An 18,330-nucleotide genomic window follows, 5' to 3' on the forward strand; every position below is an offset into this window, starting at 1 on the left:
GGGCCCACTGCTGTGCTCAGCGCACGGTCAGGCTGTACTTCGTGCTGCCGGTCTTGCCGTCAGCGGAACGGGCGGTCACCGTGATGCTGTAGGTGCCGCGCGGTGTCTGGAAGCTGGTGAAGAACCAGACGTTGCTGCTGCCGTTCTGAGCGATGGTGGCGGGGTTGAAGAACACCTGCGTGCCGGCGGGGGCGCCGCTGGCGGTGAGGGTCAGGTTGCCGGTGCCACCGGATGCCTTGATGGTCGTCTGAGCCAGCTGGCCCTGCGCGACGGATCCACTGGTCGGCGTAGCAGTGACCTGTACGTCGCCCGTCGGCGGCTGGTCGCCTTCGACGGTCAGTGTCACCGTGGCGGTCGCCGTCTTGCCGGCCGAGTTGGACGCCCGGACGGTGACGGTGTGGTTGCCCGCCGGAGTGCCGGTACCGGCCTGGAAGGTCACCTTGGCCGCCGTGCCTGCGGCGATCGACTCGGGCTGGAAGGTCGCCGTGGCCCCGGTAGGCAGACCGGAGGTGGTCAGCGTGAGGTTCTCGCCGCTGCCGGACCCGTTGGTGCTGGTCACGGTGGTGGAGATGTACTTGCCGGGGGCAACCTTGACGGCCGACGGGGAGACCGCGACGCCGAAGTCGCCGGTGGGCGGCGCGTCGCCGACCTGCTGCTTGACCCAGTCGCCCACCTCGTTGGTGAGCCGGCCGTAGACGCTGTACCACTTGAAGTCCGACCGGCTCCAGGACGCGACGCCGATGACCTTGCCCTGGACGATCAGCGGACCGCCGGAGTCGCCGGGCAGGATCGTGATCCGCCCGTCGGAGTAGCCGGCGCAGATCATCGTCGCGGGCTTGAAGCCGGCGCCGACACCGTTGCAGACCTGCGCGCCGTCGACGATCGGCAGCGACGCCTTGTCCAGGGTCACGTCCTGGGTGTTGTCGTCGAAGTCCTTCTTGCCGTAGCCGAAGCCGAGACCGGTCGCACCGGGGCGCTCCAGTCCGGCGTCGGCCGAGGTCGCGAACGACGCGTACTGGCCGTTGGGGACCGGGATGTCGGCGTCAGTGGTGACCACCGCGACGTCGTAGCCCTGATCGAAGTTCACGTACTTCGGGTGCTTCCTGTAGTCGACCACTCCGACCGTGGTGCCGCCGCCGGCCTTGAGATCGTTCCGGCCGTAGATGAAGCTCTTGGTTCCCGCCGCGTCGGCGCAGTGCGCGGCGATCAGGATCTTGCGCGGCGCGATCGCCGTACCGGTGCAGGTCTGGCCCTGCGGCCGGGTGCCGCCGGCCCGGACTCCGGCGATGATCGACGGGAACTCGCTGACGGTGGCGTCCTGGCCGCCGACGAAGTTGGCGCCCGGCGTACCGGACTTCAGCGGCACGGTGTCGCCCTCGTAGTTGGCTGCCGTCGGCGCGAAGTTCAGCGACCAGCCGTCGAGGGTGCCGGTGTCGAAGCGGTAGACGTCGCGCACCTGCAGCTTCCAGGTGCCGTTGCGGGTCTCGCCGGACGTGTTGACGGTGAAGGTCTGGTGCAGACCGTCGGCCGAGCCGACGCCGCCGGCCTTGCGCAGGTTGATGACGGCGCCCGACGGCGCGATCAGGTCGACCTGCAGGTCACCGGTGTAGCTGTGGTTGACGTCGACCTTGACGCTGGTGGCCGACGTACCGTTGCCGTCGCAGCCGGTGATGGTGGCCGAGGTCGAGACCGCGGCACCCGCGTCGGGGATGGCGGCGTCCTCGGTCGACGAACCGCCCGCGCAGGTGGGCGGATCGGGATCGGGGTCAGGGTCGCCGCCGATGAAGCCGGTGTAGAGCAGCTTGTTGGGTGAGCCACTGCCCGGGTTCTTGACCTGGCCGGTGCTGGCGTTGCCGGTCAGCGCCGCGGCGACCGCTGCCGGGGTCGCGGCCGGGTTGCCCGCCAGGTAGAGCGCCGCCGCGCCCGCCACGTGCGGCGTCGCCATCGACGTACCGCTGATGCTGTTGGTGCCGCCGTTGTTCCAGGTGGACGTGACGCTGGACCCGGGGGCGAACAGGTCCAGGCACGAGCCGAGGTTGGAGAAACTGGAGCGGTTGTCCTGGCTGTCGGTCGAACCGACCGTGATCGCCGCAGGTGTCCGGGCCGGCGAGGTGTTGCAGGCGTTGGCGCCGTTGTCGTTGCCCGCAGCGACCGAGAAGGAGACGCCCGCGGCGATCGCGCGCTTGACCGCGTCGTCCACCGAGGTGTTCGCCTCGCCACCGAGACTCATGTTGGCGACGGCCGGCTTCTTGGCGTTCTTGGCGACCCAGTCGATGCCGCCGATCACCTGGGACCACTCGCCGTTGCCCTGACAGTCCAGCACCCGTACGCCGACCAGGGCGACGCCTTTGGCCACGCCGTACGTCGTACTGCCGACAGTGCCGGCCACATGGGTGCCGTGACCGTTGCAGTCGTTGGCGACCGCGTCGTTGTCGATGAAGTCGTAGCCGTCGGTCGCCCGGCCCCCGAAGTCGGAGTGCGTCTTGTAGATGCCGGTGTCGACGATGTACGCCGTGACACCGGCCGCCTTGGTCGGGTAGGTGTACCCCTTGTCGAGTGGCAGCTTCAGCTGGTCGATCCGGTCGAGTCCCCAGGTCGGGTTGGCCTGCCGGTCACTGGCCTTGGCGATACCGTCCTGCTCGACGTAGCTGACGTCCGGATCGGCGGCCAGCCGCAGCGCCTCCGCCTCGGTCAGGGAGGCGGAGAAGCCGCGGAGCGCGGTCGTGTAGGTCAGCTTGACCCGGCCGCCGTACTTGCCGGCCAGGTTCGAGGCAGTGGCCCGGGCACCGTCCTTCAGTACGACGATGTAGCTCCCCGGAATGGTGCCTGGGGCACCGGCACTCCGGATGGTGGGTGTGGGCGCCGGCGGGGTGGCGGCGTCAGCCGCCGGTCCCGGTACCGCGAGCGCCAGACAGGCGACGGCCCCTAGGGCCGGTATCCGCAGGAGTTTCATGTGCTCTCCGTTCGGTCCCGGCCATCCGGGGCGGAAGAGAGTGGATGGCCGGTTGGATCACTGTCGGGGCGACCTGCCGTGGGAACAATCCGGGCATAAGTAGGTAGGGGTACGTGTCTAATCGGTCACCGCGGCCGGGCGCAGACACACGGAAACGGTTTCCCCGTCGCTTGTCCGCACGTAGGCTCGCCCCAAATCAACGGGAGCGCAGATGGCTGGAGAACCGATCGCTCGGCTCGCCCGGACCAGTTCACCAGTGCTGGTCGGCCGCGCCGATGAACTGCGACTGCTGGCCGCCGCGGTCGGTGGGCACGGCGTCGCGTTGGTCGAAGGCGAGGCAGGGATCGGCAAGAGCCGCTTGGTCGGCGAGCTGCTGAGCCGGCCGGAGCTGCACGGCAAGCACCTGATGGTCGGCTACTGCCAGCCACTGCGAGAGCCGTTCCCGTACGGCGCGGTCGTCGAAGCGCTCCGCAGCTATCCCCGTCACTCGGGCACGGCGCTCGGCCCGCTCACCTCGGTACTCCGCCCGCTGCTGCCAGAGCTCGCTGACAGCTTCCCCGACGCGCACTGGCCGGCTGCCGACCCCGCTACGGAGCGGCACCAGGTCTTCCGCGCCATCCGCGAGCTGCTGGCGGCCGCGGGACCCGCGTTGCTGGTGGTGGAAGACCTCCACTGGGCGGATGACGGGTCTCGGCAGCTACTGCGGTTCTTGATGACTGATCCGCCGGAGAACCTGTCGATTCTCGTCACCTACCGGCGCGAGGACCTGCCCTCCGGGCCACCACTCGGAGCGGCGTACCGGCCGCCGGTGGGGTTGCCGAGTGCGGTGCTCACCTTGCAGCCGCTGGACCTGCCCGGAGTCCGGTCGCTGTCGGCCGGGATCTTGGGCGTAGAGGCGATCGGGGCCGACCTGGCTGCTCTGTTGTACGAGCGAACAGCAGGCATCCCGGCGGTGATCGAGGAGGCCGTGCGGACGCTGCCGCATCCGGTTGACGGGAGCACGGCTCGCCGGGCACTCGAACACGTCGAAGTACCGGCTCTGCTGCGGGACGCGATGGCTGAGCGGCTGTCCAGCCTGCAGGAAGAGGCTCGGGAGGTGAGCTATGCGACGGCAGCGCTGGGTATCCCCGCTGCGAGCGAGCTGCTCGGAAGAGTCACAGAGCTGCCCGAGAGAGCTGTCGATGCCGCATTGACCTCCGCGCTGGCAGCCGGCGTACTGCGGGACTCGGGTGACGGTCGTTACGACTTCCGCCACGCACTGGGACGGCAAGCTGTCTATGACAGCTTGCCCGGGCCGCACCGCCAGTCACTGCACAGGCGGATCGCCGAAACGCTCGCTGAGACCGTCCCACTGCCGCTACTTCAACTGGCCGAACACAGCCGGCTGGCCGGGCGCAGACAGGACTGGCGACAGTACGGCGAGGCCGCGGCCGACCGGGCGACCGAGCTCGGCGACGCGTCGACCGCGACCCGGCTGCTCCAGCGTCTGCTGGCCGAGCCGGATCACTCCACCGAGACGGCCGACAGGCTGGCCGCGAAGCTGGGCAACGTGGCCTACACCGGGCTGGATCAGCAGGACCCGATGGACACGCTTCAACGCCTCCAGACCGACCAAAGGCTTTCACCGGCCGTACGAGGCGAGGTTCGGCTGTATGCCGGTCTGATGCTGGTTCGGGCCGCAGGTGGCATCTCCGAGGGCCGGCGGGAGATCGAAAGAGCGATTGCCGACCTGGGGGATCGGCCGGACCTGGAGGCGAAAGCCGTCTCTGTACTCGCACAGTGCTGGCTGGGAACGGCGTCAGTGGACGAGAACAGGCGCTGGGCTCTGCGCGCTGAGGAGTTCTTGCACAGGTCGACCGATCCGGTCGTGGTCGCGAGCCTCCGGGCCAACTTGCTCGGCACCTGGCTGCACATGGGCTCCCCGGAGGCCCTGCAAGAGATCGCCCGGCTTCCCCTGGCCAGTGGCTCCGGGGCAGAGCAACGGCATCTCGCCCGGACCCACTGCAACCTGGCTGACGCCTGCATGTCCATCGGTCACTACACGAAGGCCGCCGAGTACTTGCGCAGTGGACTGCAGCTCGCCACCGACTGCGGAGCTCCCTTCGTCGTCAGTACTGCGCGCTCGACCCAGGTGCGAGTCGACTGGTTCACCGGCGACTGGGCCGGGCTCGACGACCGGGCGGTGCAGTTGCTGGACGAGTACCGCGACCTGTTCCCGCTCACCAGCGAACTGTCGCTGGTGCTCGCCTCGCTGGCGGTCGCTCGCGGGGAGTGGGCTGAGGCGGAGTCCTATCTGGCCGCAACGGGTATCGACCAGCCGACTGAGGCGATCGCGCAGATCGCTCTCGCCGGTCTCGGGCTCCTCGGGTGGATGCAGCTGACGCGGGGCGAGATCAGTGCCGCACTTACGTCGGTGAACCGCGGCCTGGACCTGCTGCGTCGCAAGCAGGTGTGGACGTGGGCGGGGGAGCTCACCCCGGCCGCCGTCGCAGTACTGCTCGCGGACGGGCGGGACGACGAAGTACGGAAGTTGCTGGGGGAGTTGGACGACTGCACGAGCGGACTGGAAGCGCCGTTGGCGCGAGTGGCGCTGCACTGTGGCCGGGCGCAGTTGGCGGAGAGCGATGGCGACTACCTGACGGCTGCTGGACTGTACGGCGAGGTGGCGGTGCAGTACGAGGCGTTGCCGGCGCCGTACTTCGCAGCGTTGGCCGCTGAGCGCGCAGTGCACTGCCGGCTCGCGCTGGACGAGCCAGAAGCCGCAGAAGAACTCACGGCACTGGCAGAGACCTTCGACCGCATCGGAGCCTCCAGAGACGCAGCGCGCTGCCGTCACGAGCTCCGTCACCACGGAGTCGCCGCGCCTTCCCGCCGAGGCCGCCGCGGCTACGGCGCCGAGCTGTCTCCCCGCGAGCAGGAGGTCGCGCGGCTCCTCGGCCGCGGCCACACCAACCGCGAGATCGCCGACGTGCTGTTCCTCTCACCCCGCACGGTCGAGCAACACGTCGCCAAGGTCCTCCGCAAGCTCAACGCCACCTCACGCACAGACCTGCTCAGGTCCAGCTGACGAATGCAGCAGACAAGAGAGCCCCGCACACCGAGGTGGTGTGCGGGGCTTCTGGAGTGCTGGGTCAGGCGGCGCCGCCGTCGTCGAGGTGGATCGGGGCGGGAGTGCCGGCGATCTTGCGGCTGCGGCGGGTGCGGCCTTCGAGGTAGCGGGCCAGCACCGAGAGCAGCGAGCACAGGCCGATGTAGATGAAGGCGATGACGATGTACGTCGGGATGTAGGGGAAGCCGAACTCGAGCCGGCCGCCCATCTGCTTGGCGACGTACAGGAGTTCGTTGTAGGTGATGATGAAGCCGAGGGCGGTGTCCTTGAGCAGCACCACCAGCTGGCTGACGATGGCCGGCAGCATCGCCCGGACCGCCTGCGGGAGCAGGATCAGCCGGACCACCTGGTTCTTGCGCAGACCGGTCGCGTACGCCGCTTCGCGCTGGCCCTTCGGGACCGAGCTGATGCCGGCCCGGAAGATCTCCGCGAGCACGGAGCCGTTGTACAGCGTCAGACCGAGCACGACCGCCCACATCGGCGACAGGCCGAGCTGGAACTGCAGCGAGCCGTAGTAGAAGAAGAACATCAGGATCAGCAGCGGGATCGCGCGGAACAGCTCGACCACGAAGGTGGCCGGGACCCGGACCCACTTGTGGTCGCTGATCCGGGCGGAGGCGAAGACCGCTCCGAACAGGAACGCGAAGACCGCGGCGAGGCCGGCCGCCTTCAGCGTGTTCAGCAGACCGGTGAGCAGCTGCTCCTGGATCGACGTGTACTGGAACTGCGCCCAGCGCCGGCCCTCGAACTGACCGGTGTCGTTGAGCCGGAAGACCACCCACGCCAGCGCGCCGACCAGCACCAGCACGACGACGATGTTGAGGATCCGGTTGCGCGCCCGGGCGCGCGGGCCCGGTACGTCGTACAGGACGGCACTCATGCCGCTACCGCCGTCCGTCGCTCGGCCCACCGCTGCAGGAGGACCAGGGGGGTGATCAGGATCAGGAAGCCGATGGTGATCCAGAGCAGTGTGAGCATCTGGTTCTCACCGCGCTCGGCGATCGCCGCCGGGATGGCACCGGCCTCGAGCACCGAGAAGCCGGCCGCGATGGTGGTGTTCTTCAGCAACGCGATCAGCACGCTGGTCAGCGGCGGCACGATCGCGCGGAAGGCCTGCGGGAGGACGACGATGCCGAGCACCTGGACGAACGTCATACCGACCGCCCGAGCGGCCTCCGACTGGCCCGGCGACACGGTGTTGATGCCGGAGCGGACCACCTCGCAGACGAACGCCGAGGTGTAGACCGTCAGTGCGACGATGGCCGACCAGTAGAACGTCGGCAGGTCGATGCCCATCTTCGGGGCACCGAAGACGAGGAACGCGAACACCAGCGTCAGGGGAGTGTTGCGCAGGGTGTTGACGTAGCCGGTGCCGAGGGCACGCAGCGCCGGCACCGGGGAGACCCGGAACCCGGCCAGCAGGGTGCCGAGCACCAGACTCAGTACGCCGGAGACGACGAACAGCCTGATCGTGGTCCAGAAGCCGTCTCTGAACAGTTCCCAGTTGTCGGTGAGGACCGAGAGCATCGCGACCTTCCAAAGTGAGTGACAACGCAGTCCGGCTACGGCGCCCCGAGAAGACCGGGGTCACCGTAGCCGGGTTTCAGATCAGTACTTCTCGAGCGGCGGCGGGGTGCCGGCGGAGCCGGACTTGCCGAGCGTCTTGTCGTAGATGGTCTTCCAGGTGCCGTCGGTGGCGGCGGTCTCCAGGCCGGCGTTCACCTTGTCGCGCAGCGCCTTGTCGGCCAGCGGCAGGCCGATGCCGTACTTCTCGGTGCTGAACGGCTTGCCGACCACGCGCAGGTCCTCCGGCGCGTTCGCCGCGTAGCCCTTGAGGATGGCGTCGTCGGTGGTGACGGCGTCGGTCTTCTTGTCGAGCAGCTGCGAGACGCACTCGGAGTAGGTCTTGAACTCCGAGATGTTGCTGGCCTCGGTCAGGTTCTCGTCCTTGACCTTCTGGATCGGCGTGGAGCCGGTCGCGGAGCAGACCTTCTTGCCCTTCAGGGCGTCCTTGCCGGCGTCCATCGAGGTGTCGTCCTTGCGGACCAGCAGGTCCTGACCAGCGACGAAGTACGGACCGGCGAAGCCGACCAGCTTCTTGCGCTTGTCGGTGATCGAGTAGGTGCCGACGTAGTAGTCGATCTCGCCACCGGCGATCGCGGTCTCGCGGTTCGCGGACGGGATCTCCTTGAACTCGATCTTGTCCGGGTCCAGGCCGAGCTGGGCCGACACCATCCGGGCGATCTCGACGTCGAAGCCGCAGCGCTTGCCGTTGGCGTCCTTGTACCCGAGGTTCGGCTGGTCGGCCTTGACTCCGACGACCGCGTTGCCGCGGGCCTTCAGCTTGGTGTAGGTCGCACTTCCGGCCACGTCCGCGGCAGGGGCCACGGTGAACTTGTGCAGGTCGCCGCAGGCACCGGTGGTGCTGCCGCCACCGCCGCCGGCGGCCGGAGTGTCTTCCTTGCCACAGGCACCGACGGTCAGCGCGAGCGCTGCGACGCCAACGGTGGCGACGAGGTTGCGCATTCTCATTGGGGATCCCCTTCGTGTGTTTTTACTGCAGTTGCGGCCGGCCCGAGGGCCCGCCGGGCGTCTCTCAGTGCTTGAGGATCTTCCCGAGGAAGTCCTGGGCACGGCGGGAGGTCGGGTTGGTGAAGAACGTCTCGGGAGTGGCCTCTTCGACGATCTCGCCGTCGGCCATGAAGACCACCCGGTTGGCCGCGCTGCGGGCGAACCCCATCTCGTGGGTGACCACGACCATGGTCATGTTCTGCCGGGCCAGGTCGATCATCACCTCGAGCACCTCCTGGATCATCTCCGGGTCGAGGGCCGAGGTCGGCTCGTCGAACAGGATGACCTTCGGGTCCATCGCCAGCGCCCGCGCGATCGCGACGCGCTGCTGCTGCCCACCGGACAGCTGGGCCGGGTACTTCGACGCCTGGTTGGCGACGCCGACCCGCTCGAGCAGCTCCATCGCCCGCTTCTCGACCACCTTCGGGTCGCTCTTGCGGACCTTCAGCGGGCCGAGGGTGACGTTCTGCAGGATCGTCTTGTGCGCGAACAGGTTGAACGACTGGAACACCATGCCGACATCGGCGCGCAGCGAGGCCAGCGCCTTGCCCTCGCTGGGCAGCGGCTGACCGTCCAGCGTGATGGTGCCGGTGTCGATCGGCTCGAGCCGGTTGATCGCCCGGCACAGCGTGGACTTGCCCGAACCGGACGGGCCGATCACCACGACGACCTCGCCGCGGTTGATGGACAAGTTGATGTCCTTCAGCACGTGCAGGTCACCGAAATGCTTGTTCACACCTGTCAGGGCGACAAGACCTGTGGTCGTCACGGTATCGACGGCGGAGGAATCGCTCATGGCGAGAACCTAGCGGAGCCCGGTGGGTGACCGCACCGATCCCCGGTTCCACGGTGGTAACGATCTGCAATCCCGATGGCAGATCGTGACGAAGTCGTCACAGCGCGCTGGAAATCCTACGCCGACGCCCGGGACTTCACCCGGCGACGTAGGCTTGGTGGCTGTTATGCGTACATACGAGGTCCGCACCCACGGGTGTCAGATGAATGTCCACGACTCCGAGCGCCTGCGGGGCCTGCTGGAGGATGCGGGCTATGTCCGCGCGCCCGAGGGCGACCCGGCCGACGTGGTCGTCTTCAACACCTGCGCGGTCCGGGAGAACGCCGACAACAAGCTGTACGGCAACCTCGGACAGCTGGCGCCCGCGAAGGCCAGGAACCCGGGCATGCAGATCGCCGTCGGTGGTTGCCTGGCCCAGAAGGACCGGGCCACCATCACCAAGAAGGCGCCCTGGGTGGACGTCGTCTTCGGCACCCACAACATCGGGTCGCTGCCGGTGCTGCTGGAGCGGGCCCGGATCGCCGAGGAGTCGCAGGTCGAGATCCTCGAGTCGCTCGACGTCTTCCCGTCCACGCTGCCGACCCGGCGCGAGTCGCCGTACTCGGCCTGGGTGTCGGTCAGCGTCGGCTGCAACAACACCTGCACGTTCTGCATCGTCCCGGCGCTGCGCGGCCGCGAGAAGGACCGCCGCCCGGGTGACGTGCTGGCCGAGGTCGAGGCACTGGTCGCCGAGGGCGTGCTCGAGGTGACCCTGCTGGGCCAGAACGTGAACTCGTACGGCGTCGAGTTCGGCGACCGGTACGCGTTCTCCAAGCTGCTCCGCGCCTGCGGCACGATCGACGGCCTGGAGCGGGTCCGGTTCACCTCGCCGCACCCGCGCGACTTCACCGCGGACGTGATCGAGGCGATGGCCGAGACGCCGAACGTGATGCCCTCGCTGCACATGCCGTTGCAGTCGGGCTCCGACCGGATCCTCAAGACGATGCGCCGGTCCTACCGCCGCGACCGCTACCTCAAGATCATCTCCGACGTCCGGGCCGCGATGCCGGACGCCGCGATCACCACCGACATCATCGTCGGCTTCCCCGGTGAGACCGAGGAGGACTTCCAGGGCACGCTCGACGTCGTCCGCCAGGCCCGCTTCGCGGGCGCCTTCACCTTCCAGTACTCCAAGCGCCCTGGCACTCCCGCCGAGTCGATGGAGGACCAGGTGCCGCACGCCGTGGTCCAGGAGCGCTATCTGCGCCTGGTCGAGCTGCAGGACGAGATGGCCTGGGGTGAGAACAAGTCGGTCGTCGGCCGCTCGGTCGAGGTGCTGATCGCCGAGGGGGAGGGGCGCAAGGACGCCGCCACCCAGCGGCTGTCCGGCCGGGCCCGCGACAACCGCCTGGTCCACTTCGCGCTGCCGGAGGGCGTCGAGAAGCCGCGCCCCGGCGACATGGCGACGGTCGAGGTCACCTACGCGGCGCCGCATCACCTGGTGGCCGACGTCTTCGGTTCAGTACGCCGTACTCGCGCCGGCGACGCCTGGGAGCGAGCCCAGGACGCGCCGCCGTCCGCCGGTACTCCGGGCGTCCTGCTCGGCATGCCCGTGATCGGCAAGCCGGCCGACCTGGCCCCCGCCACCGGCGGTTGCCAGGTCGGCTGACCTCACGCGGTCAGGAACTCCTTCGACGTCAGCGCCCGGTCGACGATCCGGAGCTCGCCGATATGGCCGGCGAAGGTCTGCTCGATCTGGTTGGCGTAGTGGTTCGCGCCCAGCAGCCACGGCTTGCCGGCGGTGGCGAGGCCGTTGGAGCGGGTCGAGGGGTTGCGCAGCAATTCCGACGAGTCGACGTACAAGGTGGTGCGGCGACCGTCGTTCACCACCGCGAGGTGGAACCAGCGCCCGGCGAGTTCCTCGTGCCCCCAGTTGGTGAAGGTGTCGGTCCGGTCGAGCGGGTAGACCGCCCACTGCAGTTGCCGTCCGCCGGAGAAGGCGAGGTTGACGACCGGCTCGGAGGTGTCGCCGCCGGTCTTGCCCGCGTCGGCGCCGGTGCCCAGCCTGCTGAGCAGTCCCTGCCAGGAGTGGTCCGCGCCGTCGTCGGTGAGTTTCACGAAGGCCTCGATGGTGTAGCCGCCCTGGAAGGTCAGCCGGTTCAGCGGCGCGTTGTCGGCGGTTCGCAGATAGCCGCCGCGGGCCGGGTTCTTGCCGCCGCCGAACAGCCAGCTCGCGTGGCCGGGCTGGTCCGGATGGAACTCGGCGGAAGCCTTGAGGCTGTCCGCCGGGCTGCCGGGCAGCAGCACCGGTGTCAGGTCGTTGCCCCGGCCCGAGTGGTCGACCACTCGGGACCCGACCGGCCCGTCGAGGCGCCAGTACGCGACGGTGCCCGGAATGACCTGGGCGGCAGCCGGTCGCGCAGGCCGCACCGGCTCCGGCGCGAAGCCGGCGAACCGGGCCGCGAAGTCGATCGGCAGGCTGAAGCGGTTGACGTCGCCGGTCAGCTCGACCTCCCGCTCGGCCAGCTCGGAGCGCCGCGACGGTTTCTGGGCCAGGATCCAGGGATTGATCGTCTCGACGTCGATCGTGTTCCGGGCCAGGTCGAAGTGGTAGAGGCGGACCATCGCGCCGCCGCCGTAGTACCGGTCCTGGTAGTTGGTGATGTGCAGGTGCACGTCGTGCCCGGCGGCGTTCTGCCGGACCGTCCGGCCGGGCGGCCAGTAGTGGCCGTTCAGGGTCAGGAAGATCTGGTCGTTGCCCTTGACAAGCTGTTCCCAGACCCGGTTGCCGTGACCGGACAGTTGCGCGACGCCCTGGCCGCCGTCGGCGTGCACGAGTTCGTGCGTGGTCAGGATCACCGGCAGCGTGGGGTGCTCGGCGATCACCTTGCGGGCCCAGGCGAATCCGGCGTCCGACGGCCGCCAGTCCATTGCCAGCAGCAACCACTGCCGCCCGCCGGCGCGGAACACGTGGTAGGAGTTGTAGCCGTCCGGCGTCGAGCCGCCGTACGTGCTCATCCGGCGGAACCGCTGCGGCCCGAACGCCCGCAGGTACGGCGTATCGCCCCGCTGGTCGGTGGTCCGGCCGTCGATGTCGTGGTTGCCCGCGAGCACGCTGTACGGCATCCGGGCCCGGTCCAGTACCGCGAAGACCGGGTCGGCCTGGGCGAACTCCGAAGCCTGCGCGTTCTCGACCACGTCGCCCAGGTGCGCGGTGAAGACGATGTTGTCCACGCCTCGCTGGTCGATCAGGTACTCGAAGGTCGCGGTCAGCGGCGCGGGATCGCCCCGGTCCAGATCGAACAGGTACTGCGTGTCCGGTACGACGGCCAGCGTGAACCGCGGATCCTCCGGATCGGGTCTGGCCGAAGATGCCTGGCTGCCGGCAGCGGCTGCCGTCGGCGCTCCGATCAGGCCACCGCCGACGGCGGCACCTGCGCCGAGAACCCCCGCCTGGAGAAGCCGGCGCCTGCTCGTTCCGTCGTACTGCTCGTCCATCCGTGCCTCCGGGTGCTGAGCCGGCGCCTCACGCCCCGGCGTACCGCAGGCACTCTAGAACGACTTTGTCCTGACCATGTGAACAGCAAACGAACTACGCGAAACCGTGCGCGACGACCGCCGGGATGCTCCCGTCGCGCAGGCCGGCCAGCACTCGTGCCTCATGCGGCACGACCGGATCCGGAAGCTTGTCCAGCGAGAACCACTCCAGCCCGGCCGCTTTGCCGGGCTCCATCAGCCGGGGCTCACCGGTCCAGCGACTGGCGGTAAAGAAGAAGTCGACGCGTTCGTCGATGGCCAGTCCGTTGCCACCGGTCCGGTGCATCGCGGTCACCGGCACCAGGTCGGCCGGGTCGATCTCCACCCCGACCTCCTCCAGGACCTCACGCGCCGCCGCGGCCAGGACCGACTCGCCGTACTCGACGTGCCCGGCCGCCATCGCCCAGTAGCCGTCCATGTAGCCGGTGTTGGCCCTGAGCAACAACAGCACCTCGTCGCCGCGCCGCAACGCCACATAGGCCGCGGGAATCACCTGAAACCGATCCATGACCGCCACCCTAGGGACGTAGCGACCGAGGGCCGCAAGGGGAGTCCCCTTGCGGCCCTCGGTGTGAGAGATCAGGCAGGCTTGTTGGCGATGTCGTCGTCCTGGCCGTCCAGGCCGTCGAGCCCGTCCTTGGCCTTGTCGACGCCCTGGTCGATCTTGTCGCCGTACTTGCCGCCGGTCTTCTCGTCAACGAAGTCGCCGGCCTTGTCGAGTCCGCCGCCGACCTTGTCGCCGTGCTGGTCGACCAGGTCACCGGCCTTGTCCTTCAGGTCCTCGGCCTTGCCCTTGAACTTGTCGAAGATGCCCATCGCGTGGGGCTCCCATTCCTAGCGTAGTGAACTACTTACAGACAGCTAGCGGTGATCTTCGCACCAACGGGGCCCCAGGTGTGGGAGGTGCTCAGGCCGGATCGCCGGTGGGCTCGGTCTCCACGTCGCCGCCCGAGTCGGTGCCTTCCTTGCCGCTGCCGCCGGCCTCGACGTCACCACCGCTGCGCTTCAGTTCGACGTCGCCGCCACTGCGCTTGAGCTCGGCGAGATTCTCCTCGCCCTGGCCGAAAGCGTCCTTGGCCGCGTCGGCGCCTTCTTCGAATTGATTCGACACTGATGTTCCTCCCGAGTCGGTGCTGCGAACTTGCTCTTGTCCTACCGAACCCAGGGGGTCATCACAACCCTGACCGGGGTTGTTTGTCCCAGACTTCACGCCGTCGGCCGGTCCGGCCGGCGGCACTGTCACACTACAGAGATGGTCGAGTCACTCGTCGTCGCCGTCGTGGGTCCCACGGCGGCCGGAAAATCCGACCTGTCGGTTGCCCTGTGCAAGCAGTTGCCCGGCGAGGTGGTGAACGCCGACGCGATGCAGGTCTACCGCGGGATGGACATCGGGACGGCGAAGATCACGCCGGCCGAGCGGGCCGGCGTACCGCATCATCTGCTCGACATCCTCGACGTCACCCAGACCGCGACGGTGGCCGACTTCCAGCAACTGGCCAGGGCGGCGATCGACGACTGCCTGGGCCGGCAGGTGGTTCCGGTGCTGACCGGCGGGTCCGCGCTCTACGTCCGCGCGATCCTCGACGACTTCGAGTTCCCCGGCACCGATCCGGCGGTCCGGGAGCGGCTGGAGGCCGAGCTCGAGGACCACGGATCGGGCGCGTTGCACGCCAAGCTGGCCGCGGTCGATCCGGCCGCCGCCCGGCAGATCCTGCCCAGCAACGGCCGCCGGATCGTCCGCGCGCTCGAGGTGATCGAGCTCACCGGCGGCCCGTACGTCGCGACGCTGCCCGAGCGCACCTACATCTACCCGGGCGCGGTGACCCTCGGACTCGACGTTCCCCGCCCGGTGCTGGAAGAGCGGATCAACCGCCGGGTGGACCGGATGTTCGAGCAGGGATTCGTCGACGAGGTGAGATCCCTGCTCGGCCACGGGCTGCTGGACGGCGTCACCGCGCACCGCGCACTCGGCTACTCTCCGGTGATCGCGCTGCTGCGCGGTGAGCTGTCCGAAGCCGAGGCGCGCGAGAAGACCGCGCAGACCACCCGCCGGTTCGCGCGACGGCAGGACTCCTGGTTCCGCAAGGATCCACGGATCACCTGGCTGCCCTGGGATGCGCCCGATCTCGTCGACCAGGCTCTGCACGTAGTACGAGGCAACCGTCCGGCCTCCCACGACGTAGTCGAGGTGGAAGGCGCGCGGCATGTCGATGCGAGGGGGTGACCGTGAGGCCGAGTTCCGCGAGTACGTCGTCGCGGACCGCAGCAGACTGATGCGTACGGCGATGCTGCTGACCGCCGGGGATCGGTACACCGCCGAGGATCTGGTGCAGACCGCCTGCACCCGGGTCTACGTGCACTGGCACCGGATCCGGCACGAAGGCGCCGGGCCGTACGCGCACCGCATCCTGGTCAACGCCTTCCTGGACGAACGCCGCCGGGCCGGCCGCCACCCCGAGGTGGTGACCGCCGAGACGTTCGAGCCGAGATCGCCGGAGCAGACCGATCCGGTGGACACCCTTCTGGTCCGCAAGGCGCTGCTCGACCTGGCGCCGCGACAGCGGGCCGTGCTGGTGCTCAGGTACTTCGAGGATCTCGACGTGGCCACCTGCGCCCGGATCCTGGAGTGCACCGAAGGCACCGTGAAGAGCCAGACCGCGAAAGCACTGAAACGACTGAAGGACCTGATGGCCGACGATCCGGCCACGGATCCGGCGACGGGGAGCACTGAGAAGTGGACGACGTGAAGAAGCTGCTGGCGGAGTTCGCCGACCGTTCGGTCGACGGCATCCCGCCGGCCGACGTGGACGCGGACGTGGCGCGGGGCCGTCGCGCGCTGCGCCGGATCAGGGCGCGCCGCCGGGTCACGGGCGTGCTGTGCATCGCCGCGGCGACCACCGCCGTACTCGCTCTCGGTCAGCTCAAGTGGTGGGGCGGCGATCAGTCGCAGGTCGCGGGCGGTGCCGGCGAGGCCGCACCGGCATCGGTCACCGGATCGGCCACGAAGCCCGTGGCCACACCGAGCGTGCAGGACTCCGACGGCGAGATCGAGTTGTACTCCGGCCCGGCCGTCTCGCTGGTCACCAACAGAGAAGCCTGGAACAGCATCACCTGCTCCCTGACACCGCAGGGCTGGACGCCGCAGCAACCGGTCGGCACCGACCACGTCCTGCTGGCGCCGCCCACCATGCGAACCGGTGACCTCGGGGAGAACGACGGGCTGGAGCTCCGGGCCGAGCCGCAGGCCCTGAGCCTGACCGCCACCCGGGTGACCTCGGCCGGCGGCAAGGTGTTCCACCTCGGGCAGACAGGTGGCCGCGAAACCGGGCAGGTGCTGCTCGGTGAGCGCTGGCTGCTGGTCCAGTTGCCGGCCGGCAACCTGGACTGGAACGACGACCTCCTGCGCCGTTTCATGGCGTCCTGCTCGGTCAACTGACACCCGCGCGGCGCCGCGACACGCGCCCGGAGACGCGCCAGGACTGGCGGACACGCCGTGAAGACGGTAGGCAGGCCCTGTCCCTGTACGCCGATTTCGCGGAGGACCCGTGACCCCGAAACGCCTGGCCGCCACCCTGACAGCGGGTGCACTGGTACTGACCGGCCTGTCCGCCAGTACCGCTACCGCCGCCCAGAGCGGCCATCACACCCCGCGGCCGCCCGCCAAGAACGCCACCGCGATCGGGTTCGGCGGCGCGGTCGCGTCCGTCGACGCCGACGCCACCGCCATCGGCCTGTCCGTGCTGCGTCGCGGCGGCAACGCTGTCGACGCGGCAGTGGCGACCGCGGCCGCCCTCGGGGTGACCGAGCCGTACTCCGCCGGTATCGGTGGTGGCGGCTACTTCGTCTACTACAGCGCGAAGAACCGCAAGGTGTACACGATCGACGGTCGTGAGACGGCACCGAAGGCGATGCCGAACGACGCCTTCATCAACCCGGCCACCGGCAAGGCGTACACGTTCTTCCCCGACCTGGTGACGTCCGGCGTCTCGGTCGGTACGCCGGGCACGCTGGCGACCTGGGACTCGGCCCTGCGCTCGTGGGGCACACTCTCGCTGGGCAAGGCGCTGAAGCCGTCCGTGGAGCTCGCCGACAAGGGTTTCGTGATCGATCAGACCTTCCGCAACCAGACCCTCGACAACAAGGCCCGCTTCTCGGCGATCACGCCGACGGCGAAGCTGTTCCTGCCCAACGGAGACGCTCCGGTGGTCGGCTCGGTCTTCAAGAACAAGGAGCTCGCCAGGACCTACGAACTGATCGGCAAGAAGGGGCCGTCGGCGTTCTACACCGGGCCGCTGGCCAAGGAGATCGAGACGGCCGTCAAGACACCGCCGAAGGCCCCCGGCGCGACCCTGCCGGTGATGCCCGGGCATCTGACGACGGGCGACCTGGCGAAGTACAAGGTGATCAACCGCGAGCCCACGAAGGTCCGGTACGACGGGCTCGACGTCTACGGCATGGCCCCGTCCTCCTCGGGCGGTACGACGGTCGGCGAGGCCCTCAATATCCTCACCCCGCTGAAGCTCTCGAAACAGTCGACTCCGCAGGCGCTGCACTCCTACCTGGAGGCGTCCGCGCTGTCGTTCGCCGACCGCGGCAAGTACGTCGGCGACCCGGCGTTCGTGAACGTGCCGACCAAGGAGCTGTTGTCGAAGGGCTTCGGCGCCGAGCGTTCCTGCCTGATCGACCCGGCGAAGGCCTCGGTCAAGCCGCTCGCGCCTGGTTCGGCGGACGGCTCGTACTCCGGTTGCCCGACCCCGGTCGCTTCGCCAGAGAAGCCCGACACCGAAGGCCTGTCGACGACGCACCTGGTCTCGGCGGACAAGTGGGGCAACGTCGTCTCCTACACGCTGACCATCGAGCAGACCGGCGGCTCCGGCATCACCGTGCCGGGGCGTGGCTTCCTGCTGAACAACGAACTGACCGACTTCTCGACCGTCTACGACGCCGCCGACCCGAACCGGATCCAGCCGCTCAAGCGGCCCCGCTCCTCGATGTCGCCGACCATCGTCCTGAAGCACGGCAAGCCTTTCCTCGCCCTCGGCTCGCCCGGCGGCTCGACCATCATCACCACCGTCCTCCAGACCCTGACCAACCGGCTCGACCGAGGCATGACGCTCCCCGAGGCCGTCGCCGCTCCCCGAGCCTCCCAGCGCAACACGGCGAACGTCACCGCGGAACCCTCGTTCATCGACGCCTACGGCACCAGCCTCAAGCCCTACGGCCACACCCTCGTCCCAGCCGGTGACGCCCTCACCTCAGCCGCCGAGATCGGCGCCGTCGCAGCCCTCGAAGTACTCCCCGGCGGCGGCTACCTGGCCTCCGCAGAACCGAAACGCCGCGGCGGCGGCGCCGCCGGCACAGTCCACCAACTCTGGCCCCGCTAGC

The 18,330-nt window shown here is 69.0% G+C and carries 15 protein-coding genes; 6 read left to right on the top strand and 9 right to left on the bottom strand.

Going from position 1 to position 18,330, the window contains the following annotated elements; translation table 11 throughout:
* Positions 1-16: 16 nt before the first annotated feature.
* Positions 17-2,953 carry a S8 family serine peptidase gene (locus OX958_RS13185; protein ID WP_270137608.1) on the bottom strand — a complete coding sequence of 979 codons (2,937 nt, stop codon included), beginning with the start codon at positions 2,951-2,953 and terminating at the stop codon, positions 17-19.
* A gap of 211 nt (positions 2,954-3,164) precedes the next feature.
* Here OX958_RS13185 and OX958_RS13190 point away from each other — a divergent pair, with 211 nt between their 5' ends.
* Positions 3,165-6,020, top strand: coding sequence for an ATP-binding protein (locus tag OX958_RS13190; protein ID WP_270137609.1), 2,856 nt, complete (start codon positions 3,165-3,167; stop codon positions 6,018-6,020).
* 64 nt (positions 6,021-6,084) lie between these two features.
* Here OX958_RS13190 and OX958_RS13195 read toward each other — a convergent pair whose 3' ends face one another.
* From OX958_RS13195 to OX958_RS13210, 4 genes are all read right to left on the bottom strand, one after another.
* Complete coding sequence (locus tag OX958_RS13195; protein ID WP_270137610.1) at positions 6,085-6,942, bottom strand: amino acid ABC transporter permease; 858 nt, start codon at positions 6,940-6,942, stop codon at positions 6,085-6,087.
* Complete coding sequence (locus OX958_RS13200; RefSeq protein WP_270137611.1) at positions 6,939-7,589, bottom strand: amino acid ABC transporter permease; 651 nt, start codon at positions 7,587-7,589, stop codon at positions 6,939-6,941. The genes OX958_RS13195 and OX958_RS13200 overlap by 4 nt, the downstream gene beginning before the upstream one ends.
* A gap of 81 nt (positions 7,590-7,670) precedes the next feature.
* A complete protein-coding gene (locus OX958_RS13205) occupies positions 7,671-8,594 on the bottom strand; it encodes a glutamate ABC transporter substrate-binding protein (RefSeq protein WP_270137612.1) in 924 nt (307 codons plus the stop codon).
* A gap of 64 nt (positions 8,595-8,658) precedes the next feature.
* Entirely contained in the window at positions 8,659-9,429 is a 771-nt protein-coding gene (locus OX958_RS13210) for an amino acid ABC transporter ATP-binding protein (protein WP_270137613.1), read from the bottom strand.
* 202 nt (positions 9,430-9,631) lie between these two features.
* On the opposite strand from OX958_RS13210, the gene miaB reads away from it, so the two are divergent.
* Complete coding sequence (gene miaB, locus OX958_RS13215; RefSeq protein WP_270137614.1) at positions 9,632-11,077, top strand: tRNA (N6-isopentenyl adenosine(37)-C2)-methylthiotransferase MiaB; 1,446 nt, start codon at positions 9,632-9,634, stop codon at positions 11,075-11,077.
* Between the two features lie 2 nt (positions 11,078-11,079).
* On the opposite strand, the gene OX958_RS13220 is transcribed toward miaB, so the two are convergent.
* From OX958_RS13220 to OX958_RS13235, 4 genes are all read right to left on the bottom strand, one after another.
* Positions 11,080-12,906, bottom strand: a complete 1,827-nt coding sequence (locus tag OX958_RS13220) for a LamG-like jellyroll fold domain-containing protein (RefSeq protein ID WP_270137615.1) — start codon at positions 12,904-12,906, stop codon at positions 11,080-11,082.
* Between the two features lie 94 nt (positions 12,907-13,000).
* Positions 13,001-13,453, bottom strand: a complete 453-nt coding sequence (locus tag OX958_RS13225) for an NUDIX hydrolase (protein ID WP_270137616.1) — start codon at positions 13,451-13,453, stop codon at positions 13,001-13,003.
* A 71-nt stretch (positions 13,454-13,524) separates the two neighbouring features.
* Positions 13,525-13,761, bottom strand: coding sequence for an antitoxin (locus OX958_RS13230; protein WP_270137617.1), 237 nt, complete (start codon positions 13,759-13,761; stop codon positions 13,525-13,527).
* A gap of 91 nt (positions 13,762-13,852) precedes the next feature.
* Positions 13,853-14,056, bottom strand: coding sequence for a hypothetical protein (locus OX958_RS13235; protein ID WP_270137618.1), 204 nt, complete (start codon positions 14,054-14,056; stop codon positions 13,853-13,855).
* 141 nt (positions 14,057-14,197) lie between these two features.
* Here OX958_RS13235 and miaA point away from each other — a divergent pair, with 141 nt between their 5' ends.
* The 4 genes from miaA (at position 14,198) to ggt (ending at position 18,329) form a co-directional block, all read left to right on the top strand.
* The gene (miaA, locus tag OX958_RS13240; protein WP_270137619.1) at positions 14,198-15,169 is read left to right on the top strand and encodes a tRNA (adenosine(37)-N6)-dimethylallyltransferase MiaA; all 972 of its coding nucleotides are present in this window, start codon (positions 14,198-14,200) and stop codon (positions 15,167-15,169) included.
* Entirely contained in the window at positions 15,150-15,692 is a 543-nt protein-coding gene (locus OX958_RS13245; protein ID WP_270137621.1) for a SigE family RNA polymerase sigma factor, read from the top strand. The genes miaA and OX958_RS13245 overlap by 20 nt, the downstream gene beginning before the upstream one ends.
* Entirely contained in the window at positions 15,680-16,381 is a 702-nt protein-coding gene (locus OX958_RS13250; RefSeq protein WP_270137622.1) for a hypothetical protein, read from the top strand. The genes OX958_RS13245 and OX958_RS13250 overlap by 13 nt, the downstream gene beginning before the upstream one ends.
* Positions 16,382-16,490: 109 nt before the next feature.
* Positions 16,491-18,329 carry a gamma-glutamyltransferase gene (gene ggt / locus OX958_RS13255; protein WP_270137623.1) on the top strand — a complete coding sequence of 613 codons (1,839 nt, stop codon included), beginning with the start codon at positions 16,491-16,493 and terminating at the stop codon, positions 18,327-18,329.
* Position 18,330: the final 1 nt, after the last annotated feature.

Source organism: Kribbella sp. CA-293567 (assembly GCF_027627575.1).
GTDB lineage: Bacteria > Actinomycetota > Actinomycetes > Propionibacteriales > Kribbellaceae > Kribbella.

What these genes read in the sequence shown, in the direction of transcription:
- OX958_RS13230 (WP_270137617.1), bottom strand. Translation starts at nt 13,761, where the DNA reads ATGGGCATCTTCGACAAGTTCAAGGGCAAGGCCGAGGACCTGAAGGAC.
- OX958_RS13185 (WP_270137608.1), bottom strand. Translation starts at nt 2,953, where the DNA reads ATGAAACTCCTGCGGATACCGGCCCTAGGGGCCGTCGCCTGTCTGGCG.
- miaA (WP_270137619.1), top strand. Translation starts at nt 14,198, where the DNA reads ATGGTCGAGTCACTCGTCGTCGCCGTCGTGGGTCCCACGGCGGCCGGA.
- OX958_RS13190 (WP_270137609.1), top strand. Translation starts at nt 3,165, where the DNA reads ATGGCTGGAGAACCGATCGCTCGGCTCGCCCGGACCAGTTCACCAGTG.
- OX958_RS13210 (WP_270137613.1), bottom strand. Translation starts at nt 9,429, where the DNA reads ATGAGCGATTCCTCCGCCGTCGATACCGTGACGACCACAGGTCTTGTC.
- OX958_RS13200 (WP_270137611.1), bottom strand. Translation starts at nt 7,589, where the DNA reads ATGCTCTCGGTCCTCACCGACAACTGGGAACTGTTCAGAGACGGCTTC.
- OX958_RS13220 (WP_270137615.1), bottom strand. Translation starts at nt 12,906, where the DNA reads ATGGACGAGCAGTACGACGGAACGAGCAGGCGCCGGCTTCTCCAGGCG.
- OX958_RS13245 (WP_270137621.1), top strand. Translation starts at nt 15,150, where the DNA reads ATGTCGATGCGAGGGGGTGACCGTGAGGCCGAGTTCCGCGAGTACGTC.
- OX958_RS13205 (WP_270137612.1), bottom strand. Translation starts at nt 8,594, where the DNA reads ATGAGAATGCGCAACCTCGTCGCCACCGTTGGCGTCGCAGCGCTCGCG.
- miaB (WP_270137614.1), top strand. Translation starts at nt 9,632, where the DNA reads ATGAATGTCCACGACTCCGAGCGCCTGCGGGGCCTGCTGGAGGATGCG.
- OX958_RS13225 (WP_270137616.1), bottom strand. Translation starts at nt 13,453, where the DNA reads ATGGATCGGTTTCAGGTGATTCCCGCGGCCTATGTGGCGTTGCGGCGC.
- OX958_RS13195 (WP_270137610.1), bottom strand. Translation starts at nt 6,942, where the DNA reads ATGAGTGCCGTCCTGTACGACGTACCGGGCCCGCGCGCCCGGGCGCGC.